General features: G+C 70.9%; 12 protein-coding genes. 7 read left to right on the forward strand and 5 right to left on the reverse strand.

Going from position 1 to position 17,632, the window contains the following annotated elements; translation table 11 throughout:
- Positions 1 to 86: 86 nt before the first annotated feature.
- The gene (locus tag AB0D18_RS19240) at positions 87 to 851 is read right to left on the reverse strand and encodes an SDR family oxidoreductase (protein ID WP_362419501.1); all 765 of its coding nucleotides are present in this window, start codon (positions 849 to 851) and stop codon (positions 87 to 89) included.
- Between the two features lie 68 nt (positions 852 to 919).
- Here AB0D18_RS19240 and AB0D18_RS19245 point away from each other — a divergent pair, with 68 nt between their 5' ends.
- A complete protein-coding gene (locus tag AB0D18_RS19245) occupies positions 920 to 1,558 on the forward strand; it encodes a helix-turn-helix domain-containing protein (protein ID WP_362419504.1) in 639 nt (212 codons plus the stop codon).
- Between the two features lie 61 nt (positions 1,559 to 1,619).
- On the opposite strand, the gene AB0D18_RS19250 is transcribed toward AB0D18_RS19245, so the two are convergent.
- Both AB0D18_RS19250 and AB0D18_RS19255 read right to left on the reverse strand, forming a co-directional pair.
- The gene (locus AB0D18_RS19250; RefSeq protein ID WP_362419507.1) at positions 1,620 to 2,066 is read right to left on the reverse strand and encodes a TIGR03618 family F420-dependent PPOX class oxidoreductase; all 447 of its coding nucleotides are present in this window, start codon (positions 2,064 to 2,066) and stop codon (positions 1,620 to 1,622) included.
- Between the two features lie 348 nt (positions 2,067 to 2,414).
- The gene (locus AB0D18_RS19255; protein ID WP_362419510.1) at positions 2,415 to 4,625 is read right to left on the reverse strand and encodes an MMPL family transporter; all 2,211 of its coding nucleotides are present in this window, start codon (positions 4,623 to 4,625) and stop codon (positions 2,415 to 2,417) included.
- A gap of 444 nt (positions 4,626 to 5,069) precedes the next feature.
- On the opposite strand from AB0D18_RS19255, the gene AB0D18_RS19260 reads away from it, so the two are divergent.
- Entirely contained in the window at positions 5,070 to 6,485 is a 1,416-nt protein-coding gene (locus tag AB0D18_RS19260) for a sensor histidine kinase (RefSeq protein ID WP_362419512.1), read from the forward strand.
- An 83-nt stretch (positions 6,486 to 6,568) separates the two neighbouring features.
- Complete coding sequence (locus AB0D18_RS19265) at positions 6,569 to 7,246, forward strand: response regulator transcription factor (RefSeq protein WP_362420098.1); 678 nt, start codon at positions 6,569 to 6,571, stop codon at positions 7,244 to 7,246.
- Here the strand turns inward: AB0D18_RS19265 and AB0D18_RS19270 are convergent.
- Together AB0D18_RS19270 and AB0D18_RS19275 are read right to left on the reverse strand one after the other, a co-directional pair.
- On the reverse strand, positions 7,195 to 7,896 hold the full coding sequence (locus tag AB0D18_RS19270) for a TetR/AcrR family transcriptional regulator (RefSeq protein ID WP_362419515.1): 702 nt from the start codon (positions 7,894 to 7,896) through the stop codon (positions 7,195 to 7,197). The genes AB0D18_RS19265 and AB0D18_RS19270 overlap by 52 nt on opposite strands.
- Before the next feature lie 85 nt (positions 7,897 to 7,981).
- Positions 7,982 to 12,019 (reverse strand): acyltransferase domain-containing protein, encoded by a 4,038-nt coding sequence (locus AB0D18_RS19275; RefSeq protein ID WP_362419518.1) that lies wholly within the window; start codon positions 12,017 to 12,019, stop codon positions 7,982 to 7,984.
- A 295-nt stretch (positions 12,020 to 12,314) separates the two neighbouring features.
- Between AB0D18_RS19275 and AB0D18_RS19280 the strand changes: the two genes are divergently transcribed.
- The 4 genes from AB0D18_RS19280 to AB0D18_RS19295 all read left to right on the forward strand — a co-directional run bounded on the left by AB0D18_RS19280 (position 12,315) and on the right by AB0D18_RS19295 (position 17,625).
- A complete protein-coding gene (locus tag AB0D18_RS19280; RefSeq protein ID WP_362419521.1) occupies positions 12,315 to 13,523 on the forward strand; it encodes a sedoheptulose 7-phosphate cyclase in 1,209 nt (402 codons plus the stop codon).
- Between the two features lie 175 nt (positions 13,524 to 13,698).
- Positions 13,699 to 14,877, forward strand: coding sequence for an acyltransferase (locus AB0D18_RS19285; RefSeq protein ID WP_362419524.1), 1,179 nt, complete (start codon positions 13,699 to 13,701; stop codon positions 14,875 to 14,877).
- Positions 14,874 to 16,547, forward strand: a complete 1,674-nt coding sequence (locus AB0D18_RS19290; protein ID WP_362419526.1) for an FAD-binding protein — start codon at positions 14,874 to 14,876, stop codon at positions 16,545 to 16,547. Before AB0D18_RS19285 ends, AB0D18_RS19290 begins: the two co-directional genes overlap by 4 nt.
- 127 nt (positions 16,548 to 16,674) lie before the next feature.
- Positions 16,675 to 17,625 (forward strand): aldo/keto reductase, encoded by a 951-nt coding sequence (locus tag AB0D18_RS19295; RefSeq protein ID WP_362419529.1) that lies wholly within the window; start codon positions 16,675 to 16,677, stop codon positions 17,623 to 17,625.
- Positions 17,626 to 17,632 lie beyond the last annotated feature (7 nt).

The following is a 17,632-nucleotide window of genomic DNA, read 5'->3' on the forward strand; positions in this document are numbered from 1 at the left end:
GGCAGCCACGATCATCAGGAGCCCGGCAAGCGAGCCGAACCCGACGAGCACGGACGTCCCCGAGAGCCCCCCCCCCCGCTGTCTGCTCAGGCGCGCGGCCCCAGGAACAGCCCCCCGCTCGCGTCGATGACCTGCCCGGTGATCCAGCGCGCCGCGTCGGAGGCGAGGAACGCGACGACCTCGGCGACGTCGTCGGGGCCGCCGAGCCGGTCGAGCGCCGTCGTTGCGGCGATGTGTTCGGCCAGGCCCGGCGCTTCGAAGAAGGAGCCGTTGGTCGCGGTCCGGGTCGCGCCGGGGGCGACCGCGTTCACCGTGATTCCCCGGACCCCGAGCTCGTTGGCCAGCGTCATGCTCATCGTCTCGACCGCGCCCTTCGTCATGGCGAAGGACGTCTGGCCGGGGTTGGCCATCCGGGTCGCCACCGACGAGATCGTGACGATGCGGCCACCGTCGCGGAGCAGGGACAGCGCACGCTGGATGATGAAGTAGGGCGCGCGGACGTTCACCGCGAAGAGGTGGTCGAACTCCTTCCTCGTGGTGGCTCCGAGCGGGCCGGCGGGCCCGGCCGCCGCGTTGTTCACCAGGATGTCGAGGGGCCGTCCTGCCAGGCCGGCCTCGACTCCCGCGAAGAGCGTCTCGACGTCGTCGTCCAGGCCCAGTTCTGCCCCGACGGCGAACGCGGTTCCACCGATACGTTCGATCGCGTCGACCGTCGCCGCCGCACCGGGCTCGTCCGTACCGAAGTGCACGGCGACCACAGCTCCCCGGGCGGCGAGCCGGACCGCGATCGCCTGTCCGATGCCTCGTGATGCTCCCGTGACGAGAGCCGTCCTGCCGGTCAGATCGTTCATGCCCGCCACCCCGATCCGTTGGTCACCACCAACATGGTAGTGACTACCACTGAGGTAGTGTCTACCACATGACAGATCAGCACCCAACCCTGCGGGCACAACGGAGATCCGAGACACAGCGCGCGATTCAGGCACACGCGGTACGGCTGTTCACGGAGCACGGGTACGACGCCACGACCGTGGCCGGCGTCGCCAAGGCGGCAGGCGTGTCGCCCATGACCGTGTACCGGCACTTCCCCACGAAGGAAGACCTGGTGCTCGTCGACCAGAACGGCCGACTCGTCGCCGAGCGGATCGCCGCGTCGTCCGCCGAGCAGCCCCTGGTCCGCCGCATCGGGACGGCACTCGTCGACGCGGCCACGACGTTGACCAGCGGCGGCCCCGGAGGCGACCCGACGGCGAACAAGGAGTTCCTGCTGGCCCGCCTCCGGCTCATGATCTCGACACCGGCCCTGCGGGCCAAGCACCTGGACAGCCACTACGCACTTCAGGAGGCGATCGTCGGCGCTCTCGGGAGCGACGCCGCCGAGGGCGCCGAAACCGCCGATCCTGATAGGGCATTCCGCGCCCGAGCGGCGGCCAGTGCCTGTCTCGCCGTCATGAACACGGCACTGATGCGCTGGGCCGAGGACGACGGGAGGTCCGAACTGCCGGACCTGATCGCGCAGGCGCTCGCCGCCGCCTTCGGCGAGGGGTTCGCCTACTGAAGGTGTCTGTCAGGGGGACGCCCTGTCAGGGGGAGACACCACTGCGGAGGAAGACGCCCTGTCAGGGAGCGGGAACGGGGCCGCCCGGCCGGAACCGCTCCACCCCGACGATGTGCCGCACCTTGGTCGGACGTACGACCACCGCGACCCGCTGCTCCCCCGGCATGATCCACTCGAACCGCTCGCTGCCCAGGTACTTCTGGGCCAGCCGGTCCATCCGGTCGTGCGCCTCCTCGCCCTCGATGAAGCGGACCACCTCGCCGCTGATCTGCACCCGGTCGAAGGGGTCGACGGCGTCCGCGTGCGAGAGGTAGACGCGGGGGTCATGGCGCAGGTTCTGTTCCTTCACCCGGCCCACCGACGTGTTGAAGGTCAGCTCGCCCTCGCCCTCCAGATCCACCCACATCGGGCTGACCTGCGGCGCTCCGTCGGGGAACACGGTTCCGACGTACCAGATATGAGGGGCTTTCAGGCGGGCGCGGACGGCTTCGTCGAAGGTGAAAGTCATCAGGGGAGGCTACCAACCGGAGCCTGTACGGCCGCTTGGGGGGACTGTCGTCCGGACAGCGGGCGGCGTCCGCGCGCTCGATGACGCAGGCGGGGCGAGGCAGCCGGCCGTCGATCACCCGGCGGAGCCCCGGCGTCCGCCGCCCGCCGCCCGTCGACCGCCGCTGGCTGCTGGCCGCCCGCCGCCGGCCGGCCTGCCCAGGTCCTGGGGCGACAGCCGCGCCCGTCGCGAGCGCAGGCACTCACGTATCTCGGCGCGGCGTCGCCGCTGCCGTACGTCCGCGGGAAGCCGGGAGATGTCCAGATGTCCATCGGGCCGTGTGGGCAGGGGGCGTCGGCCGCCCCCGTCTCAGTACGCGGTGACCTTCTCGGGTTCCGGCGCAGGCGCGGTCGCCCGGTGCCGCGGGTGGCCGCCCGCGGCGGGCCTCGGGCGGAACGGCCACCAGATGGCCCGGCCGAGGAGAGCGGCGAGGGCCGGGACCAGTACCAGGGAAAGTACGAGCGCGGAGAGCATGATGCCGAGCGTCAGCGCGAAGGCGTCCTGTTCGCTTCCCGGGTTCGCGGCGAGCGTGGCGAAGGAACCGGCCAGCACCAGTCCGGCCGTCGCGATGGACGGTGTCGTGTGCCGTACCGCACGGGCGACGGCGGCGCGGGCCGGGCCCGGCCGCTGCATCTCCTCCCGGATCCGGTCGGCGATCAGGATGTTGTAGTCGGTGCCCAGTGCCACGACGAACAGGAACAGCAGCAGGGGGAGCGTGAAGTTGACGCCCGGCCCGCCGAGCGTGTGCTGGAACAGCAGCGTGGAAGCACCGAGAGTGGCGGCGAAGCCGAGCCCCACGGAGAGCATCAGGACCAGAGGTGCGAGCAGGCTGCGCAGGAGCAGCAGCAGAATCAGCGCGATCAGTGCCGCCGCGACCGGGAACACGATCCTCAGGTCGTGGTCGACGGCGACGGAGACGTCAGCGAAGATCGCCGCCGTTCCGCCCACGTGGGCCGTCGTCCCGGCGGGGGTGTGCCGGGCGACGGTGTCCCTGATCGGCCCCGCGACCAGGTCGCGAGCCCGCTGGCTCTGCGGGTCGGCGGTCGGGTAGAGGTCGATACGGGCGGCCCGGCGGTCCTCGTTCAGTACGGTACGAGCGACCTTGCCCACTCCTTCGACCTGGGAGAGCCTGCGGGAAAGCCCGTCGAATCCGGCGGTGTTGAGGGCTCGGCCGTCCTTGGCGGTGACGAAGACGCTCGTCGGGTCCGACACTCCGGCCGGCAGCGTGCGGGAGATCTCGGCGGCGGTAGCGGCTGCGGGGGTCCGGTCGCCCGAGTCACCCCGGCCGTAGTCCATCCGGATGCCGGTCAGCCCGGCGGCCAGCGCGGCGAGCAGGGCGACAGAGGCCGTCAGCATCATCAGCGGCCGTCGTGCGACCAGGTCACCGAAGCGGGCGGCACGGCCTTCGCCCGGCTTGCGGAGAAGGCTCTTGGAGGGCCAGAACATCTTGCGCCCGGCAGCCGCGAGCAGCGCGGGCAGCAGGGTGAGGCTGCCGAGCAGCATCACCAGGACCGCTACGGCGATCGCGGGGCCCAGCGAGCGGAACTGTCCGAAGGTCGCAAGTCCCAGCGTGGCGAACGCGGCCACGATGGTCAGCGCCGCCGAGGTGATGGCGGTGCCCACTCGTCCCGAGACCTGTTCAGCCGCCTCGCGGGCGGGCTGTTCGGGCCGGTTGCGCAGTTGCTCGCGGAAGCGGAACAGCAGGAACAGCAGGTAGTCGATGCCGATGCCGAGCAGGACGACATTGATCAGTTCCGGGGTGCTCGCGTCGAGCTTGCGCCCGGTGAGCATCGCGGCACTCGCGACGGCTCCCGCGGCCACCGCGCCGATCACCGCGACCGCGATCAGCGGCAGCAGGGCCGCCAGCGCGCTGCGGAAAGCGAGCACGTTGAGCAGGATGATGAACACCATCACCAGCGCGCCCCCGACCTTCGCGGCGGTCTTGTGCGCATCGGTGGTGTCGACCCGGTCGGCGAGTTCCCCGGTGAATCCGGTACGCATCCCCACCTCCTCGAACTGCGTCCTGGCCGCGTCCCGGAAGGCCCGGTAAACGCCCTGAACCCCCTTGTCCGAAGGGATCCCGGCCAGTTGTACGGAGAGCAGTTCGAAGCTCCGGTCGGGGGCCGTCATCGCCGGGGCGACCTTCGGCGTCTGGGACCGGTCCGGGACCAGGAACTGCGGAACGTCGTCCTCCCTGGGCATGACCACCCGACGCTGCCCCCACTTCGCCGCCTCGGCCCCGATCCGCTTCCGATCGGCCGGCCCGAGGGCCTTGCCGTCGGACCGGGCGACCAGCACCGTCACCGTGAGGGCGTCGGGGTTCCCCCCGAACTGCTCCTGGGCGATCTGCAGCGCGGCGGCCGAGTCGTAGCTGCGGGGCAGGAAATCCGCGGTCCTGTGCTGGGTGACGCGGGCGAGCAGGGTCGGCGCCAGCGCGCTGAACACCACACCCAGCACCGCCCACAGGGCGATGATTTTCCACGGATGTGCGGTGGAGTAACGGGTCAGGGCGCGGATCACGGTGTCCTCCGGCGGACGGTCTTGCACACGGACGTCTGCCGGGGGTTTCCGGCCTGCCTCCAGACCATCACCGGCAGGCCCGCCGGACGTCGTGGCAACGGATGATCCGCACCGGGGCCCTGGGTCCCTCCCCGCCCCACGACCAGGACCCTGGTCCTGGTCCCGGCCCTGGTCGTGGCCCTGCTCCCCGCCCAGGTCAGAAGGGTAAGAACCGCCTCCGCCGGTGCTCTCACCACGGCTGCTGTGCAACCCTGTTCCGGGTACCGGGACGCCGGCAGACCAAGAGGGCAGACCAGGAAGCCGGACACAGGGAGACCACACATGCCCAGCAGCCGACACACCGGGCCCGATGGCGCGGAAGGGCCGCAGGGCACGAGTCCCGACGCCGCCCGAGGAGCTGCCGCAGGGCCCCGGCACACGGGCCCCGCCGATACCCACGGACCGGTGCACACGGGCCCCGACGAGACCCGGGGAACGCAGCACACCGAGCCCGCCGAGACCCGAGACCCGCAGCACGCCGAGCCCAACGATGCCCAGGCACCGCTGCACACCGAGCCCTCCGCCTCCCGAGCGGCGCTGCACGCCGACCCCGCCGCCTCCCGAGCGGCGCAGCCCACCAGCCCCGCCTCCGGCCGAGGGCGCCTGCGTATACGTCCCCGCGCTGCCCTGGAGCGGTTGCGTGTCGGCGGCGAGGGCGAGCCGCCGTGGACCCGTAACGACGCGCTCGTGACCGGCGGGGCATGTGCGATGAATTTGCTCAGTTACGTGTTCTTCAACGACCCCGCCGGCCGGCACGACGTGAGCGTGGCCGGGTTCCTCCTCGTCGCGCTGGCGGCCCTGCCCCTGCTCGCCCGGCGTCGTCATCCGGTGGCCGCGCTCGCCGCCGTACTGGCTCTCGATGTGACGGCCGCCCTGACCGTGCCTCTGCCCAGCCACTTCGGTGCGGTCCTGGTGGTCGCCCTGTACTCGGTCGCCAGGGCCTGCTCGGGCCTGGTGACGGCGGTCGCGGCCGTCACGACGATTTCGCTGACCCTGCTGAGCCAGAGCACCGGCCGGATTCCGCCCTTGCGGGACGCCCTCTACCCGCCCCTCACCGCCCTGATCGTCGTCGGCACCGCGCTGGCGGTGAACCGCTGGCAGCGGGAGGTGGCGGCCAACCGCAGACTCCTCGCCGACCGCGCAGTGGCCGACGAACGTCGCCGTATCGCACGGGAGTTGCACGACATCGTCGCCCACCACATCACCACCATGCAGCTGATGGCCGGAGGAGCCCGAGCCAACCTCGCCCAGCCGGAGGTGGTCCGGGACGCCCTGGTCACCCTGGAGTCCTCCGGCCGGCTCGCGCTGCGCGAGATGCGCCAGCTCCTCGACGTACTGCGGGCCGACGACGAACCGGAGGACTCGCCCGCGCTGCCCCAGCCCGGCGTCGACGACCTCGACCGACTGGTGGCGGAGTCCCGGCTCGCCGGGCTGCCGACCGGGTTCGGCGTCCGCGGGGCGCGGCGACCGCTGCCGCCGACGGTCGGCCTGACGGTGTTCAGAATCGTTCAGGAGGCCCTCACCAACACCCGCAAGTACGCGGGCGACGCACACGCGAACGTACAGCTGACGTACCGTCAGGATCAGGTCGTCATCGAGGTACGGGACGACGGCGGAGGCCGGCCGCCGCAGGAGGGGGCCCCGGTGGCGGGCTCGGGCGGATACGGCCTCATCGGCATGCGTGAGCGCGTCGCCCTGCACGGCGGCACCCTCACCGTCGGCCCGCGGCCCGACGGCGGATTCGCCGTGCTGGCCGAACTGCCGCTGACCATGGACGAGGCGGCCGAGGCGGCCGTCCAGCACGAGGGAGCACACCGATGACCGGGACGGAACCGACGACGCCGACGCCGACGCCAGCAACACCGACACCGGCAGCGACAGCGACAGCGACACCGCGGATCAGGGTGCTGATCGTGGACGACCAGCCGCTGGTCAGGCGCGGTCTGTCGCTGATCCTCTCCCCCGATCCGTCCTTCGAGGTGGTGGGCGAGGCCGGGGACGGTGCACAGGCCGTCGCCCTCGCCCGCGAACTGCGCCCCGACGTCGTGGTGATGGACATCCGGATGCCCGTTCTCGACGGGGTCGGCGCGACCCGGGAGCTCGCTGCCACGGTGCCCGACTGCCGAGTCCTGGCCCTCAGTACCTTCGACCTCGACGAGTACGTGGTGGGCGCCCTGCGCGCCGGAGCCTACGGGTTCCTGCCCAAGGACAGCTCCCCGGAGGACCTGGCCGCGGCGATCCGCACCGTCCACACCGGCGAGGCCGTCGTCGCGCCGCGCCTGCTCACCCGGCTGATCTCCACGTACGTACGAACACCCCACGGCGAGCGGCCGACCCCTGCCCGCCCGGGTGGACCCGGCAGCGAACTCACCCCCCGCGAGGTCGAGGTGTGGCGCCTGATGGCCACCGGCCTCGACAACGCCGGAATCTCCGCCGCCCTGGACATCAGCCTCTCCACGGTGAAGAACTACATCACCAGCATCTTCGACAAGCTCGCCGTCCGCGACCGTGCCCAGGCGGTCATCGCGGCCTACGAATCGGGCCTGGTCACCGCCCGTCCGGCGGCGGGCACGGGATCCTGAGGGGAGGGAAGGGCGGGAGCGGAGGTCCAGCCCCGCTGGGCGTAGGAGAGGACGCCGGTGAGGATGACGCGCAGGAGTTCGCGCAGCTCCATGCGCAGGGGCGCCTGGCCCCCGGGGTTCTGGGACCAGCGGTAGAGGATACCGAGATAGGCGTCCCGCACCACGTTCCCGACCCGTAGCGGGTCGATCCCGGGAGCGATCTGCCCGCTGCGCTGACCTGCGGCGATGATGTCGGCGAAGACCCGGCCCGCGTACGGCTCCTCCATCAGCGGCCGCCCGGCCTTGACCCAGGCGGTCAGCATGGCGGGGGTGACGTCCCGTTCCGCCTCGTTGAAGTCGGCGAGGGCCGCCATACAGAGCTCCAGGTGGACGGTGACGTCGTCCGGAGCGTCCCGCATCGTCTTCTCCATGCGCTCTTCGAGCTTCCGCTGCCGCTCGGTCGCCCAGGCGGTGACGAGGTCCTCCTTGCGGGGGAAGTAGTTGAAGAAGGTGCCCCTGGCCACGTCGGCGCGTTCGCTGATCTGGTCGACGGTGGTGCTGTCGTAACCCTGTTCCGCGAAGAGGGTCAGGGCGGCCGCGTAGATGTTCTCCCTGACACGTTGTTTACTGCGTTCTCTGCGGCCCATGGGCCGCAGCGGATTCTCGGACACAGGTCGCCGCTTCCTTGCTTGTACTGGCTGGCCCCCACCTTCGAAATACGTATACCACAGTACAAGAGTGAGCGGCAGTCCTGTCTCAACGGCGCTGGTCGAAGAGCGGACCCAGCACGTTCGCCACCCCTTCCGCGCCCAGCAGACGTCCTACGGGGATGTCCACTCCGTAGGAGTTCCGCAGCCGGAGCCGGAGCTGGCCGGCCATCAGGGAGTCGAGGCCCAGATCGCGCAGCGGCCGCCGGGGGTCGAGCCGCTCCGCCGAGGTCCCGAGCACGCCGGCCACCAGCTCCATGGGAGTCCGGCGCGGCGCGTCGGACTCGGCGGGCAATTCCGGACGGTCCGGCACCGGCGTCGGCACGCCGGGGTGGGGTACGAACGCGGAAGCGGAAGCGGAAGGCGAAGCAGGTGTGGATACGGAAGCGGGTGAGGATGCGGAAGCGGAAGCGGCAGTGGGGGCGGAGGCCGGCAGCCGGTCTTCGTGGGAGGACAGGCCGCGCAGCGCCATGCCGGTGACCTCCAGCAGGACCCGCCCGTCGGCAGCCAGCACGACGACGTCGCAGCGCGCGTCCCCGCCCTCGCCCGCCGCCGCGAAGCGGGCCACGCTCCAGCGGCCGTCCGCGAGTTCGCCCGTGAACCGCACGCTGTCGAAGGAGACCGGCAGGTACGCACCGGTCGCACCGGAGCCCGTCGTCGAGTGCGGCCACGCGGCGAGCATCGGCAGCAGTCCCGCCTCCAGGGCGCCGGGCCCCCGGAGGCGGGCAGCCGAAAGCCGGGCCACCGCTTCACCGTCCCTGCGCCACACCTGGGCGACCGTACGCAGGGCCGGGTCGACGTCGAAGCCGCGCGCCTGTGCCCTGCGCTGGAACTCCGCGGCGGGTACGTACTCCGTACAGCGGGTCAGCGCGGAGTCGAGCAGCTCCTGTCCGTACGAGGCGTCGCGCGCGTCCCGCACCGCCTCCCGGCCGACCCGGACCGTGCCCGCGATCCCCGGCGCCTGCGCCCGTCCCGGCACGCTGGTGTCGGTACGGAACCGGAAGCTCCCCGGTGCGCTGCCGAGGCGAGCGAGAGGGCCGGCGGGATCAAGGGGATCGACGGGATCGGTGGGATCGGCGGGAAAGAGGGGATCGAGGGGATCGAGCCGGACGCGCAGTGCGCCGGACGTCTCGCGCAGCGTGGCCAGCTCCAGGGGCGGGCCGGTGAAGGTGATGTCCTCAAGGAGGACGTTCCCGCTGTCGCCGAGGTCCCGGGCGGTCTCCGCGACGGCTCCGAAGTGGACCGCCGGGGGAACCATGGAGAGCCCGCGCACCCGCACTCCCCCGCCCAGCTCGTCGAGCCCCAGCCTGTGCGGGTGGAGCCGGCGTTCATAACCGGTCTCCCGTGTACGGGCCGGGGAGTTGCCCGGGGAGCGGCCCGGTGAGCGGTCGGGTGAGCGGTCGGGGAGGAATTCCTCCTCGTCCCAGTGGTACGTCGGCAGGTCCACGAACTCGCCGCGCCGGCCCGTCCGGGCGAACCAGCGGCTCCAGTCGACCGTGCCGCCATGGGCGAACACGTTTCCGGTGACACGTGCCAGAGCGGTGAGTTCGCTCTGCCGCCGTACCAGCGTCGCGGTGGCCGCCGGCTCCTTGCCGACGTGCTGCTGGGTGTCCAGGAGTGCCTGTACGAGCAGCGGGTGCGGGCTCACCTCCACGAAGACGAGGTCGTCCTCCTTGAGCACCGTCCGGACGCTCTCCACGAACCGCACCGGCTTGCGGAGGTTGTCCGTCCAGTAGTCCGCGTCGAGCGGGGTGTCCGCCGTCACGGGTGCGCACCGGGTCGTGGAGAACATGCCGGTCCGCGGTGTCGTCGGGGTGAGGCCGGCGAGCGAGGCTGTGAGGGCGTCCCGGAGTTCGTCCATGTGCGGGGAGTGGGAGGCGATATTCACCTTCACGCGCCGGCAGAACACCTCGCGCTCTTTGAGGAACGCCGCGATCTCGTCCAGCGTGCCGGGGTCGCCCGCGAGCACGGTCGCCTCCGGGGCGTTCTCCGCGGCGACGCACACCTCGTCGCCGAAGCGGGCCGCCACCCGTCCCGCCTCGTCGGCGGGCAGTTCGACGGCCAGCATCGCGCCGCGGCCGGCCTGCCGCTGCATCAGGGTGCTCCGGCGGCAGATCACCGCGGCCGCGTCGCGGAGCGAGAGCGCCCCGGCGACGTACGCGGCGGCGCTCTCGCCCATGCTGTGCCCCAGGCACAGGTCCGGTTCCAGTCCGCTCTCCCGCAGCAGTGCGGCCAGGGAGACCTCCATCGCCCAGAGCACCGGCTGCACGACCGCGACGCTGTCGGGGAATTCGCCGGTGTCCGCGGTGAGCACGTCGAGGACGGACCACCCCAGTTCCTCCCGTACGGCCGCGTCGCACTCCGTCATGCTCTCCTGGAACACGGCGGAGGATTCGAGGAGTTCCCGGCCCATGCCCAGCCACTGCGAGCCCTGGCCTGGGAAGACGAAGGCGGTCTTGCGGTCGCCGCCGAAGCCCGTGTCGGCGATGCCGCCGTGCGGGTCGTCCTCGCCGTGGCCCAGGGCGCGCAGGGTGGCGGCGAGTGCGTCGTGGTCCGCTCCGGCCGCCCACATGCGGTAGGGGTGGGCGTCGCGTCCGAGGGCGGCCGTGTGGCAGATGTCCGGCAGGCCGAACTTCCGTCCTGCGCCGGAGGGTCCGAGGTAGTCGGCGTAGTCGAGTGCCAGCAGGCGCAGCGCGGCGGGGGTACGGGCACTGAGCACCAGCAGTTCGGGTCTGCCGGTGAGGCGCGCGGGCGGGGCGGGGGCCTCTGCGGCGGGCTCCCGGTACTCGCCCACGACGACGTGGGCGTTGGTGCCCGAGATGCCGAACGAGCTGACGCCCAGCAGGGCGGTGTCCGCGGCCGGTTCCAGCACGGTGTTGCGGTTCACGACCCGCAGCGGCAGACCGCCTTCCTCCAGCAGCGGGTGCGGCTGTCCGAGGTGCAGGGACGCGGGGATCAGCCGGCGCCGGGCGGTCAGTACGGCCTTGATGAGTCCGGCCATGCCGGCCGCCGCCTCGGCGTGCCCGATGTTGGACTTGACGGAGCCGACAGGCAGTGGGTTCTCGGCGCTCCGCTCTCCTGCGATCGCTTCGGCGAGTGCCCGGAGTTCCACGCCGTCGCCGACGGTGGTGCCGGTGCCGTGGGCCTCCACGTAGTCGAGTTGGGAGGGGGAGATTCCAGCGGTACGGCACGCCTCGCGCACCATCTCGACCTGTCCTGACACCGCCGGTTGCAGCAGCAGGCCGCTGCCGCGGCCGTCGTTGTTGACTGCGCTGCCCAGCAGGAGGCCCAGCACCCTGTCGCCGTCGCGCAGCGCGTCGGGCAGCCGCTTGAGCAGTACGACGCCGATGCCCTCGCTGCGGACGAATCCGTCGGCGGAGCTGTCACCGAACTTGCACCGTCCGTCCGGGGCGAGCATGCCGCCCTGCGAGTAGGCGATGGCGTCGTCCGGTGAGAGCACGACGTTGACCCCGGCCGCGATGGCCAGGTCGCTCTCCGACGTGAGCAGACTCTGGCGGGCGGTGTGCACGGCGACCAGGGACGACGAGCAGGCGGTGTCCAGGACCAGGCTCGGTCCGTGGAGGTCGAGGGCGAAGGAGAGCCGGCCCGCGGTGGCCGCACGGAGGCGGCTGCCGACCATGGCGCGTACGTCCTTCGCGGCAGCTGCCGGGGAGACGTCCGCGTACTCGGCCGTCGCCTGTCCGACGAAGACGCCGGTACGGGTGCCGGCCAGGCCGGACGGCCGGATCCCGGCGTCTTCGAGTGCTTCCCAGGCGACCTGCAGGAGTAGCCGCTGCTGGGGGTCCATCGTCGCGGCCTCGCGCGCCGAGATGCCGAAGAATCCGGCGTCGAAGCGGTACAGGTCGTCGAGGAAGCCGCCGTACCGGGAGACCGATTTGCCCGGTTCCAGAATGCCGGAGGCGTCGGAGACGCAGTGCTCGGCGATGTCGAACCGGTCCCCCGGTATCAGCGAGACGGCATCGACGTTCCCTTCGAGCAGGCGCCAGTACGCCTCGATCCCCCTGGCCTGCGGAAATCTGCAGCCCATCCCCACGATCGCGATCTCCGGCGCAGCAGCCAGCCTCATCCCAACCCCCTGAATCATGTTTCAGCACAAAAATACACGCGGACTCAAGATTGTCCCGCCGCCCCGCGTGAACACCTTGTTAACCCTCCTACACCGCCCTGACCTGCAACTAACCGGTAGAGGGCGGCGGGCGCCTCAGAGCGCACCGACTCAAGGGCGAGTGGATGTTGCGTGCAGCACATGGACTTGCGTACAAAGTTAGATTGCTGCATAGATTTACGTCGGCGGTCGGCGCAACGCACCGCTTCGAGGCCCTCATCGGGTCCTGTCCACATACTCCGGGGGGATTTTTTCCATGACCGAGCCGTTCCATTCAGCCGGGCTCTACACCCACAGCGACCACATCGACTCCTGGACCGTGCGCTCGGCGAAGCCGCTGTCCTACGAGGTCCGCATCTGCGAGGACGCGTTCGACCTCGGGAGCACCGCACTGCTCGAAGGCGCGGGCACGGTGACTGCCACCGGTCCCCTCCGGCGCTTCGTGGTGATCGACGAGGAAGTGGCCGCGCTGCACGGTGAGCGGATCGAGAAGTACTTCACGCACCACGGCGTCGACTTCCGCCTGCACCACGTCAAGGCCGACGAGACGGTCAAGAACTTCGACACCGCAGGAAAGATCGTCCAGGCACTCGACGCCTTCGGCATCAACCGCCGACAGGAGCCGATCATCGTGATCGGCGGCGGCGTCCTGATGGACATCGTCGGCCTCGTCGCCAACCTCTACCGGCGCGGCACCCCGGTCCTGCGGGTCCCCACCACGCTGATCGGCCTGGTCGACGCGGGGGTCGGAGTGAAGACCGGGGTGAACTTCAACGGACACAAGAACCGGCTCGGGACGTACTTCGCCACCTCCCTGACCCTCCTCGACCGCTCCTTCCTCGCCACGGTCGACCGCCGGCACATCGCCAACGGCCTCGCGGAGATCCTGAAGATCGCCCTGATCAAGGACCGGAACCTCTTCGCACTCCTGGAGCAGCACGGCGACCGGCTGCTGGAGACGAAGTTCCAGGGCGACGCCGTCTCCCAGGGGCGGGTCGCCGCCCAGGTGGTGCAGCGGGCGGTGCACGGCATGCTGGAGGAGCTCCAGCCCAACCTCTGGGAGACCGAGCTGGAGCGGGTGGTCGACTACGGCCACACCTTCAGCCCGACCATCGAGATGCGGGCCCTTCCGGCCCTGCTGCACGGCGAGGCCGTCTGCCTGGACATGGCGCTGACCACGGTCGTCGCCGAACGGCGCGGACTGGTCACGGCGGAGCAGCGCGAGCGCGTCCTCGACGTGATGCGACTGCTGGAACTCCCGCGCTGGAACCCGCTGCTGGAGGCCTCACTGCTGGCTTCCGCACTGGAGGAGACGGTGCGCCACCGCGACGGGCAGCAGCGGCTCCCGCTGCCGGTGGGAATCGGCGACGCGGTCTTCGTCAACGACGTGTCCGCCGAGGAACTCGCCGCCGCTGTCGACGAGTTGCGCCGGGCGGACTCCCGCGTTCCCGCTGCGACTAGCTGACCGGGACACGTCGATGCACACGCAGGAAGCCTCCGTACCGATACGGCCCGCACCCGCGGCCGTATCCCCGTCCACATCCGCGGCCGTATCCCCGTCATCCGCGTCCGTACCCCCGTCCACATCCGCGGCCGTACCCCCGTCCGCGCGCTCCTCGCGGCTCCCCTCGCTGACGGGGATGCGGTTCTTCGCCGCCGTCGCCGTCTTCGTAACGCACGTGGCGGTCGTCGCGCCCTTCACCGACGGGCCGCTCAACCACGCGTTCTGGAAGTACCTGAGCCGGGCGGGGTACTTGGGCGTCGGGTTCTTCTTCGTCCTCAGCGGGTTCGTGCTGGCCTGGTCCTCCAGGACCGGGGACACCCCCGGCCGGTTCATCAGGCGACGGCTCGCGAAGATCTACCCCAACCACCTCGTCACCTGGCTCGCCGGACTGCTGCTCATGCTCCGGGCGGGTGCGAACGTCTGGCTCGGGAACACGGTCCCGAGTCTGCTGCTCCTCCAGAGCTGGGTACCCGACCTGAAGATCATGGCCGGTCCGAACGGCCCCAGTTGGTCGCTCGTGTGCGAGCTGCTCTTCTATCTGGCCTTCCCCTTCCTGATCAAGCCGATCAGACGGATCAGGCCGGAGCGGCTGTGGCTCGCCTTCGGTGTCGTCGTCGCCGCGTTCTGGGTGGTGCCACTGATCGCGCAGCTGCTCCCGGACGGCCCGCCGGCCCCGGACCAGCCGGTGTCCTGGTGGAAGTACTGGTTCGTCTACTTCTGCCCGGCCACCCGGCTGCTGGACTTCGTCCTGGGCATCCTGATGGCGCGGATCGTACTGGCGGGCCGCTGGATCGGGCTGCGGCGGCTTCCCGCGCTGTGCTGCCTGGCCGTGGGTTACACGCTGATGGTGTTCCTGCCGGACGCGTACGGGCTGGTGGCACCGACCGCCCTGCCCATCGCCCTGGTGATCGCCGCCACGGCGGTGGCGGACGTACGGAACAAGCCGTCCGTGCCGGCCCGGCGGTTCCCGGTGTGGCTGGGCGAAGTCTCCTTCGCCTTCTACATGGTGCACTTCCTGGTCCTGTACTACGGGCCTATGCGGCTCGCGACCGCGCCGCCGACCGGACGCCACTGGGACACCGCGCAGGCGCTCGGCCTGATGGCACTGAGTCTCGCCCTGAGCCTCTTCTTCGGCTGGCTGCTGCACGTACTCGTCGAGCAGCCCGCCATGCGCCGCTGGTCCCGGTCGAGGGCCGACCGTGCAGCAGCCTCCGCCTCCGAATCCGCCTCCGAATCCGCCTCCGATTTGGCCACCTCCTCCGCCACGGACCGTGCCGTCAACGACCCCATATCCACAGGGAATTCAAGCAAATGACGACCCATCTCAACCGCCGCCGATTCCTGGTGGCGGGCTCGGCAGCCACCCTCGGCGTCACCGGCACCACCCTCGCCGAGGGGACCGCCCAGGCGGCCCCGGCCCCGGGCGCTGCCGGCGGGACCGGCGGGGCCGGTGTGCTCACGGTGACGCCGCAGGACGCCCGTTACCCCGATCTCACCTCCGGCCTGAACCAGCGCTGGACGTCCGCCCCCGAGCAGATCGTGCTGCCCAGGACGACGGCGCAGGTCGTGGAACAGGTCCAGGGGGCCGTCAGCCGCGGCAAGCGGATCAGCGTGCGGGGCGGCGGACACTGCTTCGAGGACTTCGTGCACAACGCCGAGGTCCAGGTCGTCATCGACATGAACCTGATGGACGACGTGTACTTCGACGAGCAGCGGGGCGCCTTCGCCGTCGAGGGCGGCGCCACCCTGCTGAGGGTCTACGAGGAGCTCTACAAGAGCTGGGGGGTCACCCTCCCCGGCGGCGCGTGCTTCTCGGTCGGCGTCGGCGGGCACGTCAGCGGCGGCGGGTACGGGATGCTGTCGCGCCGGTACGGGCTGACCGTCGACCACCTCGAAGCCGTCGAGGTCGTCGTCGTGGACGCCCAGGGCAGGGCGCGCAGCGTGGTGGCGGGCCGCGACAAGAGCGACCCGAACCACGAGCTGTTCTGGGCGCACACCGGCGGCGGGGGCGGCAACTTCGGTGTGATCACGAAGTACTGGTTCCGGTCCCCCGGCGCGACGGGCTCCGACCCCCGCAAGGTGCTGCCCGCGCCCCCGGCGGAAGTCCTCGTCACCAGCGCCTCCTGGCCGTGGGAGAAGGTCACCAAGGAGGGTTTCGTCAAGCTCGTCGACTTCTACGGCAAGTGGCTCGAGGCGAACAGCGCCCCAAACTCGCCGTACGCCGACCTCTGCTCGTGGCTCTTCCTGAACCACAAGTCCCTGGGCTCCCTGGGCATGCTGGTGCAGATCGACGCCACCGTGCCGAACGCGGCCAAGCTCCTGACGGACTTCCTGAACGGGTTCACCCGCGCCCTCGGGCTGAGCGACACCCCCAAGGTGCCGCAGCAGAGCGGCGACCGGGGCATCTCGGAGTACTTCACGACGTACCGGCTGCCCTGGCTGCGCGCCACCAAGTTCGTCGGCACCAGCGCGGCCCAGCAGACCGATCCGACGATGCGCGGCAAGCACAAGTCGGCCTTCCACCGCAAGGGGCTCGCCGCCGCGGCCATCGAGACGATCCACGACCAGCTGACGACCACCGAGCACCGGGCCCGGTTCGCCGGCCTGGTGCTGCCCGCCTCCGGCGGAGCGATCAGCAGCAGGTCCTCCTCCGACACCGCGGTCGCCCAGCGCGACTCCATCATGAAGATCACGTACGAGACGTACTGGAACGACCGCACCGACGACGCGCCGAACGTCGACTGGGTGCGGAACATCTACCGGGCCGTCTACGCGGCCACCGGCGGCGTCCCCGTGCCGAACGAACACACCGACGGCTGCTACATCAACTACCCGGACGCCGACCTCAGCGACCCGGAGTTCAACACCTCGAAGGTTCCCTGGACCGAGCTCTATTACAAGGGCAACTACCAGCGGCTGCAGCGGACCAAGCGGACCTGGGACCCCCGGAACGTCTTCCGCCACCGCCAGTCGATCCGCCCGTGAACGGAGCCGCACCACGGTCACCGCAGCCGGCACACAGCCGCTCGACCGCACCACAGCCACCGCACCACAACCACCCCACATCCACATCCACACCCACACCCACACCCCACAGATGAGGAAGCACACCATGCGCACCACCACCCTCGGCCCGAACGGCCCGGAAGTCGGCCGCATCGGACTCGGCACGATGGGCATGTCCTTCGGCTACGACCCGAACGGCCGGGACGACGACACGTCCGTGCAGGTCATCCACCGGGCGATCGAGCTCGGGGTCACCCTCCTCGACACCGCCGACGTGTACGGGCCCTTCACCAACGAGGAGCTCGTCGGCCGGGCCGTCGCCGGCCGCCGCGACGAGGTCGTGCTGTCCACCAAGGGCGGCCAGACCGTCGACGACCACGGCATCCACCCCAACGCCGGACGCCCCGAGCAGCTCCGCGACGCCGTCGACGCCAGCCTCAAGCGGCTCGGCACCGACTTCATCGACCTGTACTTCATCCACCGCATCGACCCGACCGTCCCCCTCGAAGAGAGCTGGGGCGCCCTCGCGGAGCTCGTCTCGGCAGGAAAGCTCCGGGCCCTGGGCCTGTCGGAGGTCTCCCTTGAGGAGATCCGGCGCGCCGAGGCCGTGCACCCGGTGTCGGCGGTGCAGTCCGAGGCGTCACTGTTCACCCGGCGCTCCCTGAGCGAGGTCCTGCCGTACTGCGAGGAGCGCGGCATCTCCTTCATGCCGTACTCGCCGCTCGGCCGGGGAGTACTCGCGGGTGCCTTCAGCAAGCCCGCCGACCTGCCGGACGGCGACTGGCGCAAGTTCATGCCCCGGTTCACCGAGGAGGCCATGGCGCACAACAACGCGATCGTGGACGTCGTGCGCACCGTCGCGGACCGGCACGGCGTGACGCTCTCCCAGGTCGCCCTGGCCTGGCTGCTCGAACAGGGCCGGTACGTGATCCCGATCCCCGGCACCAAGCGGACGAAGTACCTCCAGGACAACGCCTCCGCCGCCGAAGTACGGCTCACCGCCGAGGACATCGCAGAGCTCGACGCGCTCCCCGAGCCCCTCGGCGCGTCCGAGTAGTTCCGAG

Source organism: Streptomyces sp. NPDC048442, from assembly GCF_040651475.1.
In the GTDB taxonomy this organism is placed as follows: Bacteria; Actinomycetota; Actinomycetes; order Streptomycetales; family Streptomycetaceae; genus Streptomyces.

Coding starts and splice junctions, on each gene's coding strand:
- AB0D18_RS19240 (WP_362419501.1), bottom strand. CDS start 851: ATGAACGATCTGACCGGCAGGACGGCTCTCGTCACGGGAGCATCACGA.
- AB0D18_RS19295 (WP_362419529.1), top strand. CDS start 16,675: ATGCGCACCACCACCCTCGGCCCGAACGGCCCGGAAGTCGGCCGCATC.
- AB0D18_RS19280 (WP_362419521.1), top strand. CDS start 12,315: ATGACCGAGCCGTTCCATTCAGCCGGGCTCTACACCCACAGCGACCAC.
- AB0D18_RS19275 (WP_362419518.1), bottom strand. CDS start 12,019: ATGAGGCTGGCTGCTGCGCCGGAGATCGCGATCGTGGGGATGGGCTGC.
- AB0D18_RS19285 (WP_362419524.1), top strand. CDS start 13,699: ATGCGGTTCTTCGCCGCCGTCGCCGTCTTCGTAACGCACGTGGCGGTC.
- AB0D18_RS19290 (WP_362419526.1), top strand. CDS start 14,874: ATGACGACCCATCTCAACCGCCGCCGATTCCTGGTGGCGGGCTCGGCA.
- AB0D18_RS19245 (WP_362419504.1), top strand. CDS start 920: ATGACAGATCAGCACCCAACCCTGCGGGCACAACGGAGATCCGAGACA.
- AB0D18_RS19250 (WP_362419507.1), bottom strand. CDS start 2,066: ATGACTTTCACCTTCGACGAAGCCGTCCGCGCCCGCCTGAAAGCCCCT.